Below are 21721 nucleotides of genomic sequence, written 5' to 3' on the forward strand. Positions count from 1 at the left end.
AAAATTACATTGTAATGAAAATCCACGAAGTCCTCGAAAGACTCGAGAAAAGACATCCCGGAGAAAAAGAATTTCTTCAGGCAGTAAAGGAAGTGCTACAATCTATTGAAGAGGTGTACAACCAACACCCTGAGTTTGAAAAGCACAACATTATCGACCGCATTGTAGAACCCGACAGAGTTTACACTTTCAGAGTGCCCTGGGTAGATGATGAAGGTAAGGTACATGTGAACATCGGTTATCGTGTACAGTTCAACAACGCAATCGGCCCTTATAAGGGAGGTATCCGTTTCCATCCATCTGTGAACTTGTCTATCCTTAAGTTCCTCGGTTTCGAGCAAACATTTAAGAATGCTCTTACTACCCTTCCTATGGGTGGTGGTAAAGGTGGTGCCGACTTCTCTCCAAAAGGTCGTTCTGATGCGGAAATTATGCGTTTCTGCCAGTCTTTCATGACAGAACTTTGGAGAAACATCGGTCCTGATGAAGATGTTCCTGCAGGTGATATCGGCGTTGGTGGTCGTGAAGTAGGCTATATGTACGGAATGTACAAGAAGCTTTCTCACCAACATCATGGTACATTTACCGGTAAGGGTCTTACATTCGGTGGATCTAACCTCAGACCGGAGTCCACAGGTTTCGGTGCAATCTATTTCCTTAACCAGGTTTTGGAAACACATGGCCACAAGTTGGCTGGTAAGACTGTTGCCCTTTCAGGTTTCGGTAACGTAGCTTGGGGTGCTGCCAAGAAGTTGGACGAGCTCGGTGCTAAGGTTGTTACAATCTCCGGTCCTGACGGATACGTTTACGATCCAAACGGAATCTCCGGTGAAAAGATCGAATACATGTTGGATCTTCGCAATAGTGGTAACGACATCGTAGAACCATACGCTAAGAAGTTTGGTGTAGAGTTCTTCAAGGGTCAAAAGCCTTGGGGACAAAAGGTGGATATCGCTCTTCCTTGTGCTACACAAAACGAGCTTAACCTTGAAGATGCTCAACAGTTGATCGCAAACAACACTCTTTGTGTATGTGAAGTATCTAACATGGGTTGTACAGCAGAAGCGGCAGAACTATTTGTAGAAAAGAAGATTCTCTTTGGTCCTGGTAAGGCTGTTAACGCAGGTGGTGTTTCTACTTCCGGTCTTGAAATGACTCAAAACGCAATGCACTTGTCTTGGTCTAACGAAGAGGTCGATGTAAGACTTAAGGCAATCATGAACGACATTCATGAGCAATGTGTGAAGTATGGTACCGAAAAAGACGGTTATATCAACTATGTTAAGGGTGCCAACATCGCAGGTTTCATGAAGGTTGCAGAAGCAATGATTCAACAAGGTGTGATCTAATCCGGAACACATTCATTTTGAGAAATAATACAACGATTGTTTATTGAGGAACAGACTTTCCCGTAAAGATCGTTTCTGACAAATAGAGAGTTTCCGAGCGAAAGTTCGGAGACTCTCTTCTTTTTATCTTATACCATCGACATTGCCCTGCCGAATTGTTGGTTTGAGCCTGTATAAAAGATGTGATAAACACTTTCTTAAATTGAGCTTATTAGGTTTAGAGGTATAAACCAAGCCGTAATTGGTGCAGATCGAAGCGTGATTTAAGACAATCAAGCCATGACTTGCAGCATTCTGCGCTTGATATGAGAAAGTAAAAGTATTTATTGAGAGTTTTATGAACTATCATCTCTTTTTGTTTTAGCATTTATCCCAAAAATGGAACTCTTTCTTTGAATATTTGTATTTTTGCGATATATAGGGAATAAATGAGAACCATGCCCCGGATATAGGTTGGATTATTCTTGGGTATTATGCGTTTTTAGAGTTGACTATCAAATCAAGAACAATAAAAATTATGATTATGAAAAGAGTACTATTTCTTTTATTAGTTGTATCCCTGTCTGTTATGGGATGCAAGAAAGAACAGAAAGAGCCTGCAAAAGCACCTACGGTTTCTACCGGAGCGGTTTCGGCTGTTACCACAACAAGTTTCGACTGCGAGGGAAATGTTACCGCAGATGGAGGAGCGGCAGTTACGGATCGCGGTGTCTGTTATGCCATGAGTTCTGCTCCTACTGTTTCCAATGATAAAGTCTCCGGAGGTCAGGGTACCGGGAGCTTCAAGGTGAGCGTCAGCAACCTTACTCCGGGTAAAATCTACTATGCTCGTGCGTATGCAACGAACTCCGTTGGTACTACTTATGGTCAGGAGGTAAAAGTAACACTGATTAAGGTGGTGGAAGGCATTACCGTTTCTCCTACCGAAAAGAGTGTGGAGGCAGGGGAGAAATTCAAACTCCAAGTTACGTTTACCCCTGCAGATGTACCGAATAAGGCCGTAACGTTTAGTTCAAACAAGTCGGACGTTGCTTCCGTTGATGACAAAGGGGAAGTAACCACTCACAAAGAGGGCATTGCGATCATCACAGCCACATCTGTGGATGGCGGCAAGACAGCCACTTGTAAGGTAACCGTTCGCCGCAAACCTGTTCTTGTAACAGGCATTACCGTTTCTCCGACAGAGAAGAGTGTAAAAGAGGGGGAAACGTTTGTCATCACAGCCACCGTGCTTCCTGCCGATGCGGACAACAAGGCGGTTACTTGGAGCAGCTCGGCTTCCGACATCGCTTCCGTAAATGATCAAGGACGTGTAACGACACATAAACCGGGTAACGCGACTATCACAGCCACTACGGTGGAAGGAGGCAAGACAGCCACTTGTCAGGTTACCGTTAATAAGAAAGAGGTAAAAGTAACCGGCATTACGGTCAATCCGACCAAGAAGACCATCATCGAGGGCGAGAGCTTCATTATTTTTGCCACCGTGCTTCCTGCTGATGCTGATAATAAAACAGTAATCTGGAGCAGCTCGGCTTCCGACATCGCTTCCGTAAACGATCAAGGTCGCGTAACCACACATAAACCGGGTAAAGTAATCATCACCGCCACTACGGAAGATGGTGGCAAAACTGCTACTTGCGAGGTTACGGTCAAGAGCAAGATCACCGATGAGTACAAAGAACTTAGAGATAAGGCGAAACAGATTGAGCAAAATATCGAATCGGCAAGGACGGAATTTGACAGCATCAAGAAGTCCGATAAAACCGTAAATGAAAAACTCAAGCTGCTCACACCGCTTTTGGAGAAGATAGGAAACTTGCAAAATGAGATCAGCACCCTCTCTCAAGCAATTGAAGCAAAGAAAGATACTCTTCACGAACATGAATATAAGGAGTTGAAGAAACTTGCAGAGAAGCTTTTGTGGGACTGTACGGAGCTTCAGGCAGAAGTGGAAATTTATAAAGCAAAACTGGAGAAAGCAGCCAGAGAGGGAAAAGGAAATATTTCGGATCTTGAAATAGTGGATCTGTGATAAAATAAAAGAACCGAGGAATATGAGAAGCGTATATCCAAAGGCTCTCTTCCCGGCCTTCATGCCACAGGATGGCATCGCAACGCGCATCGCTTTGGATCAAGACGGGGATAAGAACATCCTCTATGGCAATCCGGGCACAGACACGTGCCACAAGAAGATAGCCGAGAACAAGGGGTGGAAGGTACACCTCGAATCCGGTGATTGATAATAGCTCATCCCGAAGGGACGGAGTATAAAACATCTCAGACAAAAGCAGGCAGTGCCGGTACGATAAGTGCCGGCACTGCTTTTTTGTGTTGCCAAAACGGGAACCTGAGAGTGGCACGAAAAAAAAATTTCTGTGCGCACGAAAAAAAATTTCTGTGCGCATGAAAAAAAATTTACGTGCGCACGAAAAAAAATTTACGTGCGCATGAAAAAAAATTTCTGTGCGCACGAAAAAAAATTTACGTGCGCACGAAAAAAAATTTCTGTAGGTAAGAAAAAAAATTTCCGTAGGTAAGAAAAAATATTTTCGTAGGTAAGAAAAAAAATTTTCGTAGGTAAGAAAAAATATTTCTGTAGGTAAGAAAAAAAATTTTCGTAGGTAAGAAAAAAATTTTTCGTAGGTAAGAAAAAATATTTTCGTAGGTAAGAAAAAATATTTTCGTAGGTAAGAAAAAATATTTTCGTAGGTAAGGAAAAATATTTTCGTAGGTAAGGAAAAATATTTTCGTAGGTAAGGAAAAATATTTTCGTAGGTAAGGAAAAATATTTTCNGTAGGTAAGGAAAAATATTTTCGTAGGTAAGGAAAAATATTTTCGTAGGTAAGGAAAAATATTTTCGTAGGTAAGGAAAAATATTTTCATAGGTAAGAAAAGTATTTTCTTTGGCATAAAAGATTTATTTTTATAGGAATAAAAAATCTTTTTCGCGGGTGTAAAAATAAATTTTTGTTGCTACTGTGTCAGTTTTTTATGCGGACGAACATAAGTTTTCATCCGAACAAAAAAAATTTTTCATCCGAACAAAAAAAATGCTGTGTCCGAAATTTTTAGAGCCTTTTCGCGAAAAACGTTGTCGTTTCCTAAGGAGGATTCCGACGTGGTGCAGGGACTTTTATGCTTGATTCTCTGTGCTTTGACCTTTTCTCCTTGCCGGAGAAGAGAATTTTTGTGCAAATCGTGCCGGGGCTTGATGATCAACTTTTTGGCAAGAGCTTCTTTTCCCGATTTTTCGTGAAGGAAATGGCTATCTTTGCAGGGCGTATATTTAAGATGTGAGGACGTATGAGTTGGTCTCCCGAAATTGTTGATGTTCTGATCTCCGGTGCCGTGGCTTTGGTGATGTATGGTCTTGGGCTCTCTCTGAGCCGGCAGGACTATCTTTCGCTTGTCGCAAAACCGAAGCCGGTACTGGTGGGACTTTTCGGGCAGATGTTGGCTCTGCCCCTGATGATGATCGGGCTGATGCTGCTGCTTCCGATCTCGCCGGAGTATAAAATCGGCTTCGTGATACTGGCGGCTTGTCCCGGAGGATCCACGTCCGGGCTTATCACTTTTCTTCTTGGAGGAGAGGTGGCGATGTCGCTCTCTTTGACCGTCGCCAACAGCTTGCTGGCACTGGCTACGATCCCTTTCCTGGTGAATCTGGCTTTCCTCGTTTTCGGACATCAGGAGGTCTACATCGAGATGCCTCTTGCCCACAGCATGGCTCATATCTTTTTGGTAACCATCGTGCCGGTTTTTCTCGGAGGAGTTACCAGAAAACTGATCAAACAGGGGCGGGAGAAGCTCCAAAGACCTCTGAAGATTGCAATGATAATCATCCTTTCCGTCGTGTTTACCATTAAGTTTTTCGCCGGAGAACATAGTGGCGGAGCAGGCATTCTGAAGGATGAACTGTTGCTGCTGCTGCCGCTCTCTTTCGGAGTCAATACTCTGGCGTTTCTTATAGGGCTGGCAGTGGCTCGTCTCGGCAATCTCAACAGAAAACGTTCCATGACGGCAGCCATCGAGATCGCCGTGCAGAACAGCTCGCTCGCAATGCTGATCACCGGAACGCTTTTGCAAAATCAGGAGATGCTGAAGCCGGCTCTGGTCTATGCGATAATCTCTTTCTGGACTACCTTTATATTTGCCTTCCTTTATAAGAGCAGGAGTGCCTCCGGGTTCGATTTGAGGTGAGCCAAAAGCACTCTTCGGTTGGTCGCTTCGCAAAAGTTTTAGTAATTTTACCGTCTCAAAACGAAGTATAATAGCCTAATGAAACAGAAGATACAGAAATTGCTGGACGAGCTGTCCGGTCTATCCATTCAGACGCATGAGGAGTTGGAAAACTTCAGGTTGCGCTTCATGAGCAAAAAAGGTCTTATATCCTCTCTTTTCTCTGAGTTTAAGAGCGTTCCGGCAGAAGAGAAGAAAGATGTCGGAGCTGCTATGAATGTCTTGAAAAACAGAGTGGCAGAGCTTTATGAGTCGGTAAAAAGATCTTTGGAGCAAAGCGAAGGAGATACTTCCGGAGAAGATCTTACACGTACTGCTTATCCCATTCCGATGGGAACGCGTCATCCTCTAAGTCTTGTCCGGGAAGAGATTTGCAGGATATTCAACCGTCTCGGCTTTTCCATTGCCTTGGGTCCTGAAATCGAGGACGACTGGCATGTGTTCGAGAGCTTGAACTTTGCGGACGATCATCCTGCCCGTGATATGCAGGACACATTCTTTGTCTCTACATCTCCGGAGCTGCTTCTGCGGACACATACATCCTCTGTACAGACACGCGTGATGACTTCACAAAAGCCTCCCATCCGGATCATCTGCCCGGGCAGAGTGTATCGGAATGAGGCGATATCCGCCAGAGCACACTGCTTCTTCCATCAGGTGGAGGCTCTTTATATAGATGAGAATGTAACCTTTGCAGACTTGAGACAGACACTGCTCTTCTTTGCTCAAGAGATGTTTGATGCCAATACCCGCATCCGTCTTCGTCCATCGTATTTCCCATTCACGGAACCATCTGCGGAGATGGATATTTCTTGCAACATCTGTGGAGGAGAGGGCTGTTCGTTCTGTAAGCACACAGGATGGGTGGAGATACTGGGATGTGGTATGGTGGATCCCAATGTCCTTGAAAACTGTGGCATAGACAGCAAGAAGTATTCGGGCTTTGCTCTTGGTATGGGCGTTGAACGCATCACAAATCTGAAGTATAGGGTGAGCGACTTGAGACTGTTCTCGGAGAATGACAAGAGATTCTTGAAACAGTTTGAAAGTGCCAAGTAGGGGATAATGACAAGAAAAGAGAGATACGACAATATATTAAGGTGGTTTAAGGAGAATAATCCCAATCCGGAAACAGAACTAAACTATACGGATGCTTATCAGCTCATAGTGGCGGTGATTCTTTCTGCCCAGTGTACAGATAAGCGTGTCAATCTGGTTACACCTGCTCTCTTCGATGTGTTTCCTACCGTGGAAGCACTCGCAGCCTCTACTCCGGATGATATATTTCAGTACATCAAGAGCGTAAGCTATCCTAACAACAAGGCAAAGCACTTGCATGGTATGGCAAATGCTGTGGTATCCGACTTTAATGGTTGTGTCCCGGAGAAACAAGAAGAATTGGTAAAGCTTCCCGGTGTGGGGCGAAAGACGGCAAATGTTGTTGCTTCCGTCTTTTTCGATGTCCCTGCCATTGCCGTAGATACACACGTCTTTAGAGTTTCCAGACGCATAGGTCTTGTTCCACAAACTTCTAATACTCCGGAGAAAGTGGAGAGCGGGCTTACAAAGTATATTCCCAAAGAGCTGTGGAGCAAAGCACATCACTGGCTCATTCTTCACGGCAGGTATGTCTGTTTGGCAAGATCTCCTCTGTGTGCACAGTGTGGAATCTCGGAGTATTGTCTGCATTACTCTCGTAGTAAGAAGCAGTTGGAGGCTTTGGAAGTATAGACTGTTTGGCTCTTTTAGCCCTTATTATTTTATGATTACCGTAGTAGGCATCAACTATAAAACAGCTTCTGTGGAGATAAGAGAAGCATTCTCTTTCACTCCTGCAGAAGTTGCCGACTTTTTAAGAAAACTTCAAGCTAAAAAGCTGATACAGGGAGGTTTTCTTCTCTCTACCTGCAATCGGATGGAGATTGTCTGTATTCCATCGGAAGTGGGAGATAATGCAATACACAAGATAATATCGGAAGTGTTGGAGTACAAACAGCAACCTCCGGAAATGAGCCGCTATTTCTTCTATCTCGTAGAGGAGAGGGCTATGTTGCATGTCTTCTCTATGGCTTCCGGACTAAAGTCTATGGTTCGGGGAGAGACACAGATCTTAGGGCAGCTCAAGGATGCTGTCAATATCTCTCGTTCCGGAAATCTGCTCCCATCCGTACTGCTCCGTTTGGTGGATAAAACCTTAGAGGTTGCCAAGCGGATAAGATCGACCTATACCATATCTCATGCACAATCTTCTGCCGGAGCAGCGGCCGTGAATATGATCAATGGCAAGTACGGATCTGACATTACTGTTGGAAAGACACTCGTATTGGGGGCGGGACAGATGGCGGATACTGTTGTTAAAGCCTTGAAACTGCTGGGCGTGAATGATATCAGGATCTACAACAGAACTATAGAGCGAGCTTCTCGGTTTGCCAATAAGCATCACATAGACCATTATTATCATAGCGACCAACTCTCTTCGGTTCTTCAGGAAGTGAAGTGGCTTTGGGTCGCGACAGCTGCGTCTTCTCCGATAGTGGATGCAGCACTTCTGAAGGAAACGCATGCAGAAGAAGAGCCCATAGTAATATTTGATCTTGCCGTGCCGAGAAATGTGGAGATTGATGTCTTAGGCCTTCCCAATGTCCGACTATATGGCATAGATGATCTGCGAGAAGGCTCTCCGGAAGAAGTGGACGAGAGATTCCCGTCCAATGTTGCCGTTAAGGAACTGCTTACGGAAGCGGTGGAAGAGTTTAAGCTTTGGAGAGACGGTCTGGCTCTTAGAGATGTGTATGGACAGATTCGCTCGGAAATAGAGATATATCTGGAAGGGGAATTGAAATATTTGGCTAATATAGACAGCCCCGAAGTGAGGAGTCTCATTGAAAAGCATTTGACTCATCTCTCTACCACTATATCTTCATCCATTATTTCCAAAGTACGACGAATAAGTGAAGAGACAGAAGATACAAGATATGCAGAAGCACTTCTGAAAATACTCCAAACGCCATGATGCAGACAGAAAGACCTTTAATAATAGGGACTCGAGGTAGTGCCTTGGCTCTCTATCAGGCTCATTTGGTAAGGGATATTATCATATCGGAGTTTCAGATACCGGTAGAGATAGAGATTATAGAGACATCCGGAGACAAGCACCTTAATATCTCCCTTCAAAGCAATACACTGTCCAAGGGGCTTTTTACCAAAGAGATCGAAGAGAGACTTCAAGATGGCAGTATAGACTTTGCGGTACACAGCTTGAAAGATCTTCCGGTCTGCCTGGAAGAGGGATTCCTTCTTGGAGCTGTTCTGGATAGAGTTGCTGTGGAAGATGTACTTGTTTCCGATAAACCTATAACACACTTAGACGAATGCAAAGGCTGGAAAATAGGAACCTCCAGTCCAAGAAGAGTGGCACAGCTTAAAGCAAACTTTCCTCACTTGGAGTGGTCTTTTGAACCGATTCGTGGAAATGTACAGACTCGTATTGATAAAATGAAAAGCGGACAATACGATGCGATCATTATGGCTAAGGCAGGAATAGCAAGGCTCGGACTGCAGGATTATGTCGTCTATACCTTCCCTGTTCATCAGCTGTTGCCCGCACCGGGTCAGGCTGCCCTTGCCATAGAAATACATGAGAGTAATGATGTGGCAAAAAGAGTTGCTTTAATGCTCAATAATGTTGAAGACAGACTTTGTACGGATACGGAAAGAGCGTTGCTGCAACACTTAGGCGGAGGATGTGCTTTACCTTTTGGTTGCTACTGCGAGTTGCAAGATGGAGAGGTAAAAGGGCAGGCATTCTATGCTCAAGGAGACCTGCATTCCGGTTGTTCCTTTACTCTTCCTACAAACTATTCGTTCGGCGAACTCAAATCTTTGGCAAATCACCTTAAAGAAACCCTTCATTCATGAAAGCAGAAAAGCACCTTACTTTTACCGGTATTCTTTTAAGGGAAAAAGAGATGGCTCTTCCTTTGTTGAATCTTATAGATCAGCACGGTTATCCTGAGCCTTTGTGTCTTCCTGCGATCTCTACTGTGGATATTCCGGCAGAGCTTCCGCCTCATTTCGATTGGGTGTTGTTCACATCTCCCCGTGCGGTTATTCACTTCCACAAACTATATCCTTCTTTTTCAAAAGATATTAGAGTCGGTTCTATTGGAGAGGCTACTTCTGACAAAATAAGACAGCTATACGGCATTATTCCTGAGTTTCAAAGCAAGACCGAAAATGCAGAGGGGATGGCTGAGGAGTGGTTGCATTTATATGCAAATGAATCTGCCGATAAATTTATCCTGCAACCTACTTCGGATATAGCCGGACACTCTTTGGAAGCAGCTATCTCTCCTCATGTCAGGGAGTACATTATTCTCCCTATCTACAAGACAGTCCCACATCCTGAAATGCCGGCTACTATTGCAAGACTTTCACTATCTTTAGACTTTGTGGTCTTTTATAGTCCGTCCGGAGTAGAGGCATGGTTGGATTCCGGTGGTGAAAACAAAGGATTTCGAGCCATAAGCATAGGCCCCGTAACTACAAAGAAACTCCTCTCCGAAGGTTTTAAGGATGTTATCCAGAGTCCCGAACCACATCCGGAGAAAATATTTGAGACAATATATAAACAGAAATAATACCTACTATTACTATGTATCCGACTATTAGAATGAGAAGACTTCGCTCTTCAGCGAACATGAGAGCTTTGGTGCAAGAGACTTATCTTCACCCATCAGATTTGATTCATCCTCTTTTTGTCGTTCATGGAAAAGGAATAAAAGAAGAGATCTCTTCTCTTCCGGGACAGTACCACTTCTCTGTGGACACCTTGGTAGAGGAGTGCAAGGAACTGTATAGCTTGGGCATTCGTAGCGTTATGCTTTTCGGAATACCTGCCCATAAGGATGGTATCGGAAGTGAAGCCTTTTCGGACGAAGGCATAGTACAGCAGGCACTTAAAGCTCTTCACAAAGAACTTCCGGAGCTCATCACCATTGCAGACATCTGCATGTGTGAGTACACGGATCACGGACATTGCGGCGTGCTTCATGGAGAAGAGGTGGACAACGATGCTACCGTTAGTTTTCTTTGCCGTCAAGCAGTATCCATGGCTCGCTGTGGAGCAAAGATGGTAGCTCCATCGGATATGATGGATGGTCGTATTGCTGCCATGAGAGAAGCACTGGATGAGGCAGGCTTTGAAAATATCCCTATCATGAGCTATGCTGCAAAGTTTTGCTCCGGATTCTATGGACCTTTCCGTATAGCTGCAGACTCTGCTCCATCTTTCGGAGATCGCCGTGGCTACCAAATGGATCCTGCAAATGCCAAAGAAGCGCTCAGAGAGATTGAGTTGGATATACAGGAGGGAGCGGATATTGTGATGGTAAAGCCGGCTCTTCCTTATTTGGACATTGTCGCCAAGGCGGCAGAACGTTTTGAGATGCCTATTGCAGCCTATCACGTATCGGGAGAATATGCCATGTTGAAGGCAGCGTCAGAGAAAGGGTGGATAGATCACGACCGAGTGATGATGGAGAGTCTGCTCTCTATTCGCCGTGCAGGGGCAAAGATTATCCTCACCTATTTTGCAAAAGAAGCAGCCATCTGGCTCAAGAATAACGCATAAAACTCTACGGCTATGCAGTGGAACAAATCTATAGAACTATTTCGAGAAGCGGTAAAACATATACCCGGAGGGGTAAATAGCCCGGTAAGAGCTTTCAAGTCTGTCGGGATGGATCCTATCTATATAGAGTCCGGAACGAAGGGGCATATATTTGATGTCGATGGCAACGAGTATATAGACTTTATCTCTTCGTGGGGGCCACATATTTTGGGGCACGCTCATCCTGCCATTGTTGAAGCCATTCAAAAGACAGCCACAAAGGGCACAAGCTTTGGGGCATGCATACCTTTGGAAGTGGAGATGAGCAAGCTTGTAAAGTCGTTCTTCCCTTCCATGGAAAAGGTAAGGATGGTAAACTCCGGTACGGAAGCTACAATGAGTGCTGTCCGTCTGGCAAGAGGATACACGAAGAGAACGCTCATTGTGAAGTTCGATGGTTGTTATCACGGACACTCCGACGGATTTCTTGTACAAGCCGGTTCCGGTGTTGCAACCTTCTCATCCGTACAGAATAATGGCGTTACCACTTCCACAGTGAGCGAAACTCTCGTTGCAGAGTTTAACAACATAGCTTCTTTGGAAGATCTTTTCAAGAAACATGGTTCCCAAATAGCGGCTGTGATCATAGAGCCCATTATGGGTAATATGGGTATAATAAAGCCGGAAGAAAACTTCTTGAAAGAGGTAAGGCGTGTAACATCCGAGTATGGCTCTCTTCTGATATTTGACGAAGTGATCACCGGATTTCGTCTCTCCGCCGGAGGAGCACAGAAACTTTATGGTGTTATCCCCGATCTTACCTGTCTTGGAAAGATAATAGGAGGAGGTCTTCCTGTAGGTGCTTTTGGCGGTAGAGCAGAGATAATGGATGCTCTTTCTCCCGATGGAGCGGTGTATCAAGCCGGAACACTTTCCGGAAATCCCCTCGCTCTTGCGGCTGGTATAGCTATGCTGAAAGAGTTGCAAAAGCCGGAAACTTATCCTGCATTGCAGGCTAAGGGAAAAGCTTTTTCCGATGGAGTGGGGCGGCTGATCGAACCTTATGCCGATCACTTGTACTATGCGGTTTCCGGGACACTCTCTACCATATTTTTCAGAGGTGAGCCTGTACGTAATGCCGAAGATGCACGAGCTTGCGATACAGAGTTATTTGCAAAGTTTTTCCGCCTGATGATCGCGCAAGGTATCTACCTTCCACCATCTCAGTTTGAGGCAATCTTCGTATCCGGTGCTCATACGGAAGAAGATTTTGCTCGCACATTTGAAGCAATAGAAAAGAGTTTGAAACAACTATATAAATAGGACACAGCATGTCAGACGATAAGAAAGTCATATTTTCGATGGTGGGAGTAAGCAAAACGTTCCCACCCAATAAAACGGTTCTAAAGAATATATACCTCTCATTTTTCTACGGAGCGAAGATCGGCATCATCGGTCTCAACGGTTCGGGTAAATCCACACTGCTTAAGATCATAGCAGGAATAGAGAAGGAGTACGATGGTCATGTCGTTTACGCCTCGCCCGAATACAGAGTGGGATATTTGGAGCAAGATCCTCAACTTCCTCAAGGAAAGACCGTGAAAGAGGTGGTTATGGAAGGAGCCGGAGAAGCTACTGCGCTGCTTCAAGAGTTTGAAGAGGTGAATCTGAGATTTGCAGATCCGGACGTGTTGGACGATCCGGACTTGATGGATAAGCTTATCCAGCGTCAGGCAGAGCTGCAAGATCGTATCGATGCTATTGATGCTTGGAACATAGATACCCGTATAAGCAAAGCGATGGAGGCGTTGCAGTGTCCTCCTGCAGACCGGCTCGTGGATCATCTTTCAGGTGGTGAGCGCCGCCGTATAGCGTTGTGTCGTTTGCTCCTGAGCCAACCCGAAATTTTGTTGCTCGACGAACCTACCAACCACCTCGATGCTGAGAGTATAGACTGGTTGGAAGAACACCTTCAGCGTTATCCGGGCACCGTTATCTGTATCACGCACGACCGTTACTTCCTTGACCATGTGGCAGGTTGGATTTTAGAGTTGGATAGGGGAGAGGGTATCCCTTGGGAGGGGAACTATTCCTCTTGGCTCGATCAGAAATCCAAGCGTCTCGCAATGGAAGAGAAGACTCAGGGCAAACGTGCCAAGGCTTTGGCGAGAGAGTTGGAGTGGATCAATCTTGCTCCCAAAGCTCGCCACTCTAAAGGTAAGGCTCGTCTGAATGCTTACGAAAAACTTCTCAACGAAGAGCAGAAAGAGAAAGAAGAGAAGCTCGAAATCTATATCCCGAACGGGCCTCGCCTTGGTAACAAGGTGATTCAGGCTACCAATGTCTCTAAGTCTTTCGGAGATAAAGTCCTCTTTAAGGATCTCAACTTCATGCTTCCTCCCAATGGCATTGTGGGAGTGATAGGTCCGAACGGTGCAGGTAAGACCACCATGTTCCGGATGATTCTTGGAGAAGAGACCGTGGATGGCGGTACATTTGAAGTGGGAGAGACTGTAACCATCGGATATGCAGACCAAACGCACAAGGATATAGACCCTGCAAAGAGCGTCTATCAGGTCGTTTCCGGCGGACAAGAGCTTATAAAGATCGGCAACAAGGAGGTAAACGCAAGAGCGTATCTCTCTCGATTCAATTTTAATGGGGCAGATCAGGAGAAGTTGTGCGGTGTTCTTTCCGGAGGGGAGAGGAATCGTCTTCACTTGGCACTGACTCTGCGTTCCGGTGCCAATGTCCTTCTTCTGGACGAACCTACCAATGATATCGACATCAATACCCTTCGAGCCCTTGAAGAAGGTATTGAAAACTTTGCCGGTTGCGCCGTAATCATTTCTCACGACCGCTGGTTCCTCGACAGAATTTGTACACACATTCTCGCCTTTGAAGGGGACGGAAATACCTACTTCTATCAGGGAACTTACACCGAATACGAGGAAGACAAGATTCGTCGCCTGGGTGAAGATGCCGTCAAGAAGACGAAATACCGTAAGCTCGGAGAGCATCTCTAACAGACTTGGAGCAAAGACGGAACATACTCTTCCCGACAAAAGGCTCTTTCGGCACGATAAACAATCTCCGCTAAACGCTTTCAAAAGAAGATTTTAACGGGAACAAAAAGTCTGCTGATACCGAAAAAAAGAAGAAACCAAGACTTGATTTGCAGAAATCACGCCTCGACTCTTTAGGATCAATGCTTGCAAACTGCAAATCAAGTCTTGGTTTCTTCTTTTTATCACGTCCGGCAAAACTTCCTAATACTATAAATCGGATTTTTGAACCCGATTATTCCGATTTTTATCACAGCAAACAGTTCTCTTGGATGTTTGCATATTAGAAAGAAAATTGATAACTTTGCGGTCGCATCCGGTTACCATCCAATAGACTGAATAATAATAACAAAAGCATATAGCGATGAAAAAAGAGATCCATCCAGAAAACTACCGCTTGGTAGCGTTCAAAGATATGTCTAACGAGGAGGTATTTATCACTCGTTCAACAGTAGCAACAAAGGAGACTATCGAGATTGACGGAGTAGAATATCCTCTACTTAAGATAGAAATCTCCAGCTCTTCTCACCCATTCTACACAGGTAAAGCTAAGCTTGTGGACACTGCGGGTAGAGTGGATAAGTTCATGAGCCGTTACGGTAAGAGAGGCAAATAAGCCCGATAGAAAAGCCGTAAAGAGACTATCAACAAAGAAATAAAAGTCTCGGTAAGAGGATGTTTTCTGTCATCCCCTTGCCGAGATTTCTTTTTATCCCATTACATTTATCCCTATGAATACGATTTGTGCACTTGCCACACCGATGGGCGTCTCCGCCATAGGCGTTGTCAAAATGTCGGGAACGGAGGCTTTGGAGATTGCAGACAGGTGCTTCACCCCTGCCAAAGGTGTATCCAAAGCTGCCGAAGCAGAAGGATACAGACTGCTCTACGGCTGGTGGAAGCATCCGAAAACGGGCGAGACCATAGATGATGTGGTACTCTCCGTATTTCGTGCGCCTCACTCTTACACGGGGGACGATGTAGTGGAGATAGCCTGCCACGGCTCCACATTCATATTACAGGAGGTCATCCAATCGCTGCTCGTGGCAGGCTGTCGCATGGCAGCTCCCGGAGAGTTTACGCAGAGGGCTTTTGCGGCAGGGAAGATGGACTTGAGTCAGGCAGAAGCAGTGGCAGATCTCATCTCTTCACGTACACGCTCTTCTGCCCGTATGGCTTTGACGCAGATGCGGGGCGGATTTCGTAAGAAGATAGAAGCCACGAGGGAAACTCTTCTTCACTTCTGTGCTTTGATGGAATTGGAGCTCGACTTCCCCGAAGAAGATGTGGAGTTTGCAGACAGATCCGAATTGATAGCTCTTTGTTCACAACAGCGTGCCGACCTTCAACGGCTTGCAGACAGCTTTTCTCGTGGTGCGGTACTGAAGAGTGGTATCCCGGTAGCCATCGTAGGCTCTACAAATGCCGGGAAATCTTCTCTTCTCAATCTGATTTTGGGCGAAGACAAAGCGATAGTTACCGATATTCATGGCACCACAAGAGATACCATAGAAGATACGGTGATACTGGACGGAAAAGAGTTTCGTCTGATAGATACTGCCGGTATAAGGGAAACAACCGATACGGTAGAGGAGATCGGCATCCAACGATCTTTTGCTGCAATGCAGCGGGCAGAGCTGATACTTTGGGTGATAGATGGGACTAAAGATAACGGCACAATAGAGGAGGAGTATGCCCAACTCTCCGAACATTGGCAGGATAAGCGTGTGATAGCCTTGCTGAACAAGTGCGACCTCTTCACAGAATCCGATGGAGAAGCTAAACGCTCCTTGCTAAACGCTCTCTCCGATGGCTCTCTTTCTGTCCTTACCATATCTGCACGTCATTTTACGTATGCAGACGACATCACCTCTCTTCTTGTATCTTCTTATAATGAAATGTATGGCGAGGCAGAAAGCGAGGATCTCATCGTCTACAATGCCCGTCATTTCGAGGCTCTATCCAATGCCGTCTCTGCTCTGGATCGTGTCCTGCTCGGCTTGGAGTCCGGAATATCGGGCGAACTCGTCAGCATGGACCTCCGAGATGCTCTCCGACACTTGGCTGAAATTACCGGAGAAATTTCCTCTTCCGACATCCTCCATCATGTCTTTAAGAACTTTTGTATTGGCAAGTAATTTCTGATTACAACCGATAATCATATATCACCAAATATCGAAAAGGCGTTCATTATGAGCGCCTTTCTTTTTGCCCTATCTGTTCGTTAGGCCTCATTCGGAGCCATTCTTTCGCTCATTCTTGTACCTTATTTGTACCGCACGCAGCTCGCCAACCCTCCAGCCCCTCGCGTATATACCGAGATGCTGGACAAATGAGACACGGTGCAACACCAATAGACAGTACAAAACAAAAATATGGCGAAATGACAGCGAGCAAAATTCCAATAAAAAAAGTGTGTGAGCATTGCAAACAGGAGTTTATAGCTTTGAAGACGACTACCAAGTATTGCTCACATAGATGTAATAGCAGAGCCTACAAAGCTCAAAAAAGAGAAGAGAGGGTACGCAGAACAGAACTTTCTGAACAAGAGAAAAAGGTCAGTGATATTATAGACAAACCTTATCTCTCCATCTCAGAAGCTGGGCGATTACTTGGTATTAGTAGGCATACAATATATAGATATATCTACTCAGGGAACTTAAAGGCTTATAATTTGAGTTCTCAACGCTCAATCGTCAAGCGTGAAGACATTGAACGGATGTTAGCAGAGCGACCTTATGAGAAACGACAGCCCAGAGATGCAATCGTAATTACGGAATTATATACGACAGACGAGGTGTGCGATATCCACAACATATCTCGATCTTCTCTTTTTGCAATAGCCAAGCGAGAGAATATCCCTCGAACTTATAACAGAGGCAAGACCTATTGGAGCAAACGGCATATAGATGCCTATTTTGCTAAACAGGCTCCTGCTTCTCATATCGAAGAATGGTGTACAGCCGTGGAGATACAAGAAAGATTCGATATGACGCTCACAGCCGTCTACAACTTCGTCTCTGACCACAACATCCCCAGAAAGAAAGTCAAAGGTAAAAGTTACTATTCCACCAAACATGTAGAAGCAGCTAAAGGAGTACTTGATAAGGCAGCTCCAAGCTACTATACTGTTCGGGAGGCTATGGAAAAGTTTGGTCTTACTCGTGACCAGCTCTATCAATATACCAAACGTTATAATGTCCCTAAACTAAAGCAAGGTCGGAACGTCCTTATTTCTCAGCAAGAATTGGATGAAGTCCTCAAACCTCCCAGCATCACTCGATAAGTTATTTGTCGGTGGTGTAGGGCACCCTCTTATCACCTTATTCTTTTGCAACTGAATCAATAAATATAACCCTCTAATCAGCAATTGTATGAGACATACTTGTCCCAAAGTAACGCTCCGACAGAGAGCTATCAGAAACGGGCGTATATCGCTCTATCTCGATTATTATCCAGCCGTGCGCAATCCCGAAACCATGCAAATGAGCCGTCGGGAGTATCTCGGCATCTATATCTACGCCCATCCTAAGAATGAGATGGAGCGAGAGTTTAACATGGATATGTTGAACAAGGCGGAAGCTATTCGATGTATTCGTGTACAGTCGCTTATCAATGAAGAGTTTGGCTTCCTAGATCGAACTAAAATGAAAACCGACTTCCTTGCATACTTCTTGAAAATGTGTCGAAAGAAAGACCAAAAGTGGCGCATCGTCTATCAACACTTTTACAACTATGTGCAAGGACATTGCACCTTTGGAGACATAACGATAGAGCTATGCCAAGGCTTTCGAGAGTACCTTCTCAACGCCAAGCAACTCAAACGAAAAGGGAAAGTCTCCACAAACTCTGCATCTGGCTACTATTCCACTTTTAGGGGACTACTGAAGATTGCGTATCGAGATAAGTGGCTAAGAGAGAATATCAATGACTTTTTAGATAAGATAGAGGCTAAGGAGGTCAAGAAAGAGTATTTGACACTTGATGAAGTGAAGATACTTGCTCAGACACCCTGTGAGCATGATGTTCTGAAAAGAGCTTCTCTCTTCTCTTGCCTTACGGGGCTACGTATCAGCGATATTCTCAATCTCCGATGGGAAGATTTCACTCTTTTTTTTGCCCGAAGGTTTGTAGACGACATCAAGCACGCGCTCGGCACGCTCCATGCGAACGCCCTTAAGAGCAGTCTTTACCTTCACACGAGGCGTATAGATGACTTTCGCCTTGTCCACGAGTTCGATGCCTACTTTCTCGGCACTATCAACACCCGAACCTCTCTTCGCCGTGATGCTGGGGCGGAATGTCCCCATGTCGCCACAATCGACGCTCTTGCCATCTTGGAGCAGGCGAATGAGCACCTTTGAAGCACGGTCAAACACCGCCTTAATGTCAGCCGAAGAGATGGTCGTCTCGTCCGCCATCAGCTCGATGAACTCCTCAAACTTTACATCCGAATGCATATGGATTGCAGGATACCAAAGCGTCTTGTTGGTCTTGCCGAAGCCTGCTTTTCTTTCGATTGCTTTAATCTTAATCATAATGATCTCAATTAGCTGTTAACTAGTGATTTTCTGTTTTGATTTGAATGCGTTCTTGTCGCTCTCCGAAGGTAGCCATATTTTTGTATATACAAAAAAAAATTTCTGCATATGCAAAAATTTTTTTTCGCATATGCAGAAATAAATTTTCGTATATAAGAAAATTTATCGCTGTATATAGGATCTAAAAAAGCGCTCTCATAGAGGAGAACTTTTCAAAGGAAAATACTCCGGTAATTGCTCCGGATCCGTCCTCTTTTATTGATAGAGAAATGATGGAGAAGACCCTAAAGGGGTACGAACTCAATAATCTTTATCTCTTTTTCTGTGGACGTCTCGGAACGGAAAACGGATTACAACTTATGCGACATTACCATGTCGGCACTTCCGGGCATTGGGCAGGAGCAACGGTCTTTTGGCAAATAGACACCCAAGGACAAGTGAGAGCTGGTAAGATTATGCTTTACGATCCCGAAACAGGTAAGAGGATAAAGAAGCCGTTCAATCATATTACGTGGGTACATAGATCTGCTCAATCGCCCGAACTACAACCTGCGTCAATGTCTTTTCGGGGAGCATCTTTTGTCGCAAGAGACTCAAAAACCGGTGGCTTTGGTCGAGAGAGAGAAGACGGCTCTCATTGCCTCGCACTACCTACCCCAATATCTTTGGCCGGCTACCGGAGGAAAACATGGATATTTCAAAAGTAGCAGCCTCACGCCTCTGTTGGGCAGGAACGTTATTCTTTTTCCGGATCTCGGTGCGACTGCATACCGGCAAGAAAAAATGTTGATGATGCAATCCATGGGAACAGAGGTTCAACTCTTCGATTATTTGGAGAGGCATGCTCCTTCTAAAGACCAACATGAAGGGTACGATATAGCCGATTATCTCCTTCAGATCAAAACCAAAGAATCGGTGCTGAGCGAATTGATCCAGCACAATCCGGCACTTAAACTTTTGGTAGAGAAACTTGAACTTCGAGTGGTCAAAGAGACCAGCTCAACCAAGCCTCCCCTCCGAAAGAGAGGACTTCGTAGATAATGGAAGCAAGTTTGTGTTTTGGGTTACCCCAAACCTCCCCAACGCCCACCTCTCAGGGCGAAACAATCCCGATGGTCTCATCAATAAAACAAAAGAACGGTACAGCAAATGAAGGAAATCCGCCTCCTCTCAGGCATGGCGAATAACATCAACCAGATTGCTCATCGCCTAAATACGTTCGGGGCATCCACTGTACCGACTGAACTAAGAATGTTGAAACTCTTGGTCGATGAACAACTCAAAAACTTGAAAAGATGATAGCCAAGATAATCAAAGGGACATCCTTCTCTGGAGTACTCGCTTATATCCTTGGTAAGCAAGAAGGTAAAGCCCGAATCCTTTATGCCGAGGGCGTGAGAGCTAATGCTCAAGCATCGGATATTGCAAATGACTTTGCCTTACAAGCCTCAATGCGCCCCAATGTAAAGAAACCTGTTTGCCATACCATTCTCAGCTTCTCTGCCGAAGATACAGAGCGTTTATCTGATAAGGTAATGACAGATTTGGTGAAGGAATATCTCCAACGAATGGGCTACGCAGATACTCAATACCTCATCGTACGGCATCTTGACAGAGAGCACCCACACTTACATATCTGTATCAATCGAGTGAATAATGAGGGGAAAACAATTTCAGACAGCAACGAAAAGTATCGCTCAACAAAGGTCTGCAAAGAACTCACCGAGGCTAACCTGCTGAAATGGGGCGAAGGAAAAGAGGCTGTAAAACGTCATCGCCTAAGAGGAAATGATCAACTAAGGTATGCCATCTTCGATGCAATACAAGCTGCACTACCCAAATGCACGAACTGGCAGGAGCTTACCTCCGAACTACAAAAGCAGGGTGTCGAAGTACAATTCAAAACAAAGGGACAAACTGAGAAAGTCGAAGGAGTTATTTTCTCTATGGACGGTGTCAGCTTTAGCGGTTCGCATATCGACCGCTTGTGTAGCTACTCCAAACTCTCCTTTGCCTTAGAACAAAATGCAATGCAAGCTCTTTCTCTGCCTGCCCTACCAAAAGAGGATGGTTTTATCGAAGAATTGAGCGAAGCCATAGAAGACCTTGGAGTGGACCTATTCGACAGCAATGCGCCTGCCGTAGATGTTGCCGAACTCGTATTCCAACGCAAACTCAGAAATCAAGCCAATAAGAAACTAAAACACAGAAGATTATGAACGACCAAATCAACGTCCTCCTCGAAGTATTGGAGGAAATCAAGCAACAGAATCGAGAACTCAAAGCGAGCATCTTCAATTTACCACAACCAACAGAGTCACAAGGTGAAATCGAGAATAGGAAAAATCTCGCAGGAATCGCCAAGATTTTAGAGGAGCAACTGGAGTTTCATCGTCGATTCAGAGAGGAACTTTGTCAAGTGATCGCTAAACTTGGTGAGCGCATCCACGAAATGAAGTCAGGCATTGCCGAGGTACAGATAAGTCAAGACGAAACAACCGACAAACTCCTGACAGAACTCCAAGCCAAACAAACCACACCCGAGATAAAGCTCTCCAAATACTACCTTTTCGATGTCAAACGCTGGGTAGAATGGCTCGTATGGGGTGTGATGGTCGCTGTCCTTGCTTGCATCATCGGTTGGGCGACACATCTCTATGGTATCAGTCAAACCCTTGATAGTCATGCTCTCCGTTATCGTATCCTACGAATGGAGCTCGGCTATACACAGCCAAACATCGCCAGCCTTGACAGCCTTTTCTCTTCCGAAGACTCAGACGACTCTATTCGCAAGCTTCGCTCTCGTGTCACGAACTACGAACTCGCAGTCGAACGCCAAGCCGAACTACACCTCCAGCAGCAACACTTAAATGAAGAGCAAGAAGCACTATCTAAGAAGTTAAAACAATGAA

General features: G+C 45.1%; 20 protein-coding genes and 3 pseudogenes. 22 read left to right on the plus strand and 1 reads right to left on the minus strand.

Annotated elements, in window-relative coordinates:
* Positions 1–14: 14 nt before the first annotated feature.
* The 16 genes and pseudogenes from gdhA to HQ39_RS00480 all read left to right on the plus strand — a co-directional run.
* Positions 15–1349: an NADP-specific glutamate dehydrogenase gene (gene gdhA / locus HQ39_RS00400; RefSeq protein ID WP_036788781.1), complete on the plus strand. Its 1335-nt coding sequence runs from the start codon at positions 15–17 to the stop codon at positions 1347–1349.
* A gap of 523 nt (positions 1350–1872) precedes the next feature.
* On the plus strand, positions 1873–3384 hold the full coding sequence (locus HQ39_RS09090) for an Ig-like domain-containing protein (protein ID WP_160216093.1): 1512 nt from the start codon (positions 1873–1875) through the stop codon (positions 3382–3384).
* Between the two features lie 22 nt (positions 3385–3406).
* A complete protein-coding gene (locus tag HQ39_RS00410) occupies positions 3407–3592 on the plus strand; it encodes a hypothetical protein (RefSeq protein WP_036862627.1) in 186 nt (61 codons plus the stop codon).
* Between the two features lie 1064 nt (positions 3593–4656).
* The gene (locus HQ39_RS00420) at positions 4657–5553 is read left to right on the plus strand and encodes a bile acid:sodium symporter family protein (protein ID WP_036848753.1); all 897 of its coding nucleotides are present in this window, start codon (positions 4657–4659) and stop codon (positions 5551–5553) included.
* Between the two features lie 78 nt (positions 5554–5631).
* On the plus strand, positions 5632–6651 hold the full coding sequence (pheS, locus tag HQ39_RS00425; RefSeq protein WP_036791990.1) for a phenylalanine--tRNA ligase subunit alpha: 1020 nt from the start codon (positions 5632–5634) through the stop codon (positions 6649–6651).
* A 6-nt stretch (positions 6652–6657) separates the two neighbouring features.
* A complete protein-coding gene (nth, locus tag HQ39_RS00430; protein WP_036791993.1) occupies positions 6658–7323 on the plus strand; it encodes an endonuclease III in 666 nt (221 codons plus the stop codon).
* Between the two features lie 31 nt (positions 7324–7354).
* Positions 7355–8605 carry a glutamyl-tRNA reductase gene (hemA, locus tag HQ39_RS00435; RefSeq protein WP_036862631.1) on the plus strand — a complete coding sequence of 417 codons (1251 nt, stop codon included), beginning with the start codon at positions 7355–7357 and terminating at the stop codon, positions 8603–8605.
* Complete coding sequence (hemC, locus tag HQ39_RS00440) at positions 8602–9510, plus strand: hydroxymethylbilane synthase (RefSeq protein WP_052079270.1); 909 nt, start codon at positions 8602–8604, stop codon at positions 9508–9510. Before hemA ends, hemC begins: the two co-directional genes overlap by 4 nt.
* Positions 9507–10232: a uroporphyrinogen-III synthase gene (locus HQ39_RS00445; protein WP_036848759.1), complete on the plus strand. Its 726-nt coding sequence runs from the start codon at positions 9507–9509 to the stop codon at positions 10230–10232. The genes hemC and HQ39_RS00445 overlap by 4 nt, the downstream gene beginning before the upstream one ends.
* Before the next feature lie 14 nt (positions 10233–10246).
* Positions 10247–11224, plus strand: a complete 978-nt coding sequence (gene hemB / locus HQ39_RS00450) for a porphobilinogen synthase (RefSeq protein WP_036862633.1) — start codon at positions 10247–10249, stop codon at positions 11222–11224.
* A 12-nt stretch (positions 11225–11236) separates the two neighbouring features.
* Complete coding sequence (hemL, locus tag HQ39_RS00455; protein WP_036862635.1) at positions 11237–12526, plus strand: glutamate-1-semialdehyde 2,1-aminomutase; 1290 nt, start codon at positions 11237–11239, stop codon at positions 12524–12526.
* 8 nt (positions 12527–12534) lie between these two features.
* On the plus strand, positions 12535–14229 hold the full coding sequence (gene ettA, locus HQ39_RS00460; protein WP_036862636.1) for an energy-dependent translational throttle protein EttA: 1695 nt from the start codon (positions 12535–12537) through the stop codon (positions 14227–14229).
* Between the two features lie 403 nt (positions 14230–14632).
* The gene (locus HQ39_RS00465) at positions 14633–14884 is read left to right on the plus strand and encodes a type B 50S ribosomal protein L31 (RefSeq protein WP_036792009.1); all 252 of its coding nucleotides are present in this window, start codon (positions 14633–14635) and stop codon (positions 14882–14884) included.
* 115 nt (positions 14885–14999) lie between these two features.
* A complete protein-coding gene (gene mnmE, locus HQ39_RS00470) occupies positions 15000–16406 on the plus strand; it encodes a tRNA uridine-5-carboxymethylaminomethyl(34) synthesis GTPase MnmE (protein ID WP_036862638.1) in 1407 nt (468 codons plus the stop codon).
* A 245-nt stretch (positions 16407–16651) separates the two neighbouring features.
* Positions 16652–17554 carry a helix-turn-helix domain-containing protein gene (locus HQ39_RS00475; protein WP_036862640.1) on the plus strand — a complete coding sequence of 301 codons (903 nt, stop codon included), beginning with the start codon at positions 16652–16654 and terminating at the stop codon, positions 17552–17554.
* Between the two features lie 88 nt (positions 17555–17642).
* Positions 17643–18380, plus strand: a pseudogene (locus HQ39_RS00480) (phage integrase SAM-like domain-containing protein); the annotation flags it as partial.
* On the opposite strand, the gene HQ39_RS09355 reads toward HQ39_RS00480, so the two are convergent.
* Positions 18333–18806 (minus strand): HU family DNA-binding protein, encoded by a 474-nt coding sequence (locus HQ39_RS09355; protein WP_081965351.1) that lies wholly within the window; start codon positions 18804–18806, stop codon positions 18333–18335. The pseudogene HQ39_RS00480 and the gene HQ39_RS09355 overlap by 48 nt on opposite strands.
* Before the next feature lie 362 nt (positions 18807–19168).
* Between HQ39_RS09355 and HQ39_RS09725 the strand changes: the two are divergent.
* From HQ39_RS09725 to HQ39_RS00500, 6 genes and pseudogenes are all read left to right on the plus strand, one after another.
* Positions 19169–19273: pseudogene (locus HQ39_RS09725) on the plus strand (DUF6371 domain-containing protein); the annotation flags it as partial.
* Positions 19274–19388: 115 nt separating this feature from the next.
* Positions 19389–19505, plus strand: a pseudogene (locus HQ39_RS09730) (DUF6371 domain-containing protein); the annotation flags it as partial.
* Positions 19506–19598: 93 nt separating this feature from the next.
* Positions 19599–19850 (plus strand): hypothetical protein, encoded by a 252-nt coding sequence (locus HQ39_RS09675; protein ID WP_235317630.1) that lies wholly within the window; start codon positions 19599–19601, stop codon positions 19848–19850.
* Positions 19851–19958: 108 nt separating this feature from the next.
* Entirely contained in the window at positions 19959–20108 is a 150-nt protein-coding gene (mobC, locus tag HQ39_RS00490) for a plasmid mobilization relaxosome protein MobC (RefSeq protein WP_394358428.1), read from the plus strand.
* The gene (locus tag HQ39_RS00495) at positions 20105–21028 is read left to right on the plus strand and encodes a relaxase/mobilization nuclease domain-containing protein (RefSeq protein WP_036862641.1); all 924 of its coding nucleotides are present in this window, start codon (positions 20105–20107) and stop codon (positions 21026–21028) included. The genes mobC and HQ39_RS00495 overlap by 4 nt, the downstream gene beginning before the upstream one ends.
* 200 nt (positions 21029–21228) lie before the next feature.
* Positions 21229–21720: a hypothetical protein gene (locus tag HQ39_RS00500; RefSeq protein ID WP_235317624.1), complete on the plus strand. Its 492-nt coding sequence runs from the start codon at positions 21229–21231 to the stop codon at positions 21718–21720.
* The last annotated feature ends 1 nt before the right edge of the window (position 21721 follow it).

This window comes from Porphyromonas sp. COT-108 OH2963, assembly GCF_000768895.1.
In the GTDB taxonomy this organism is placed as follows: Bacteria; Bacteroidota; Bacteroidia; order Bacteroidales; family Porphyromonadaceae; genus Porphyromonas_A; species Porphyromonas_A canoris.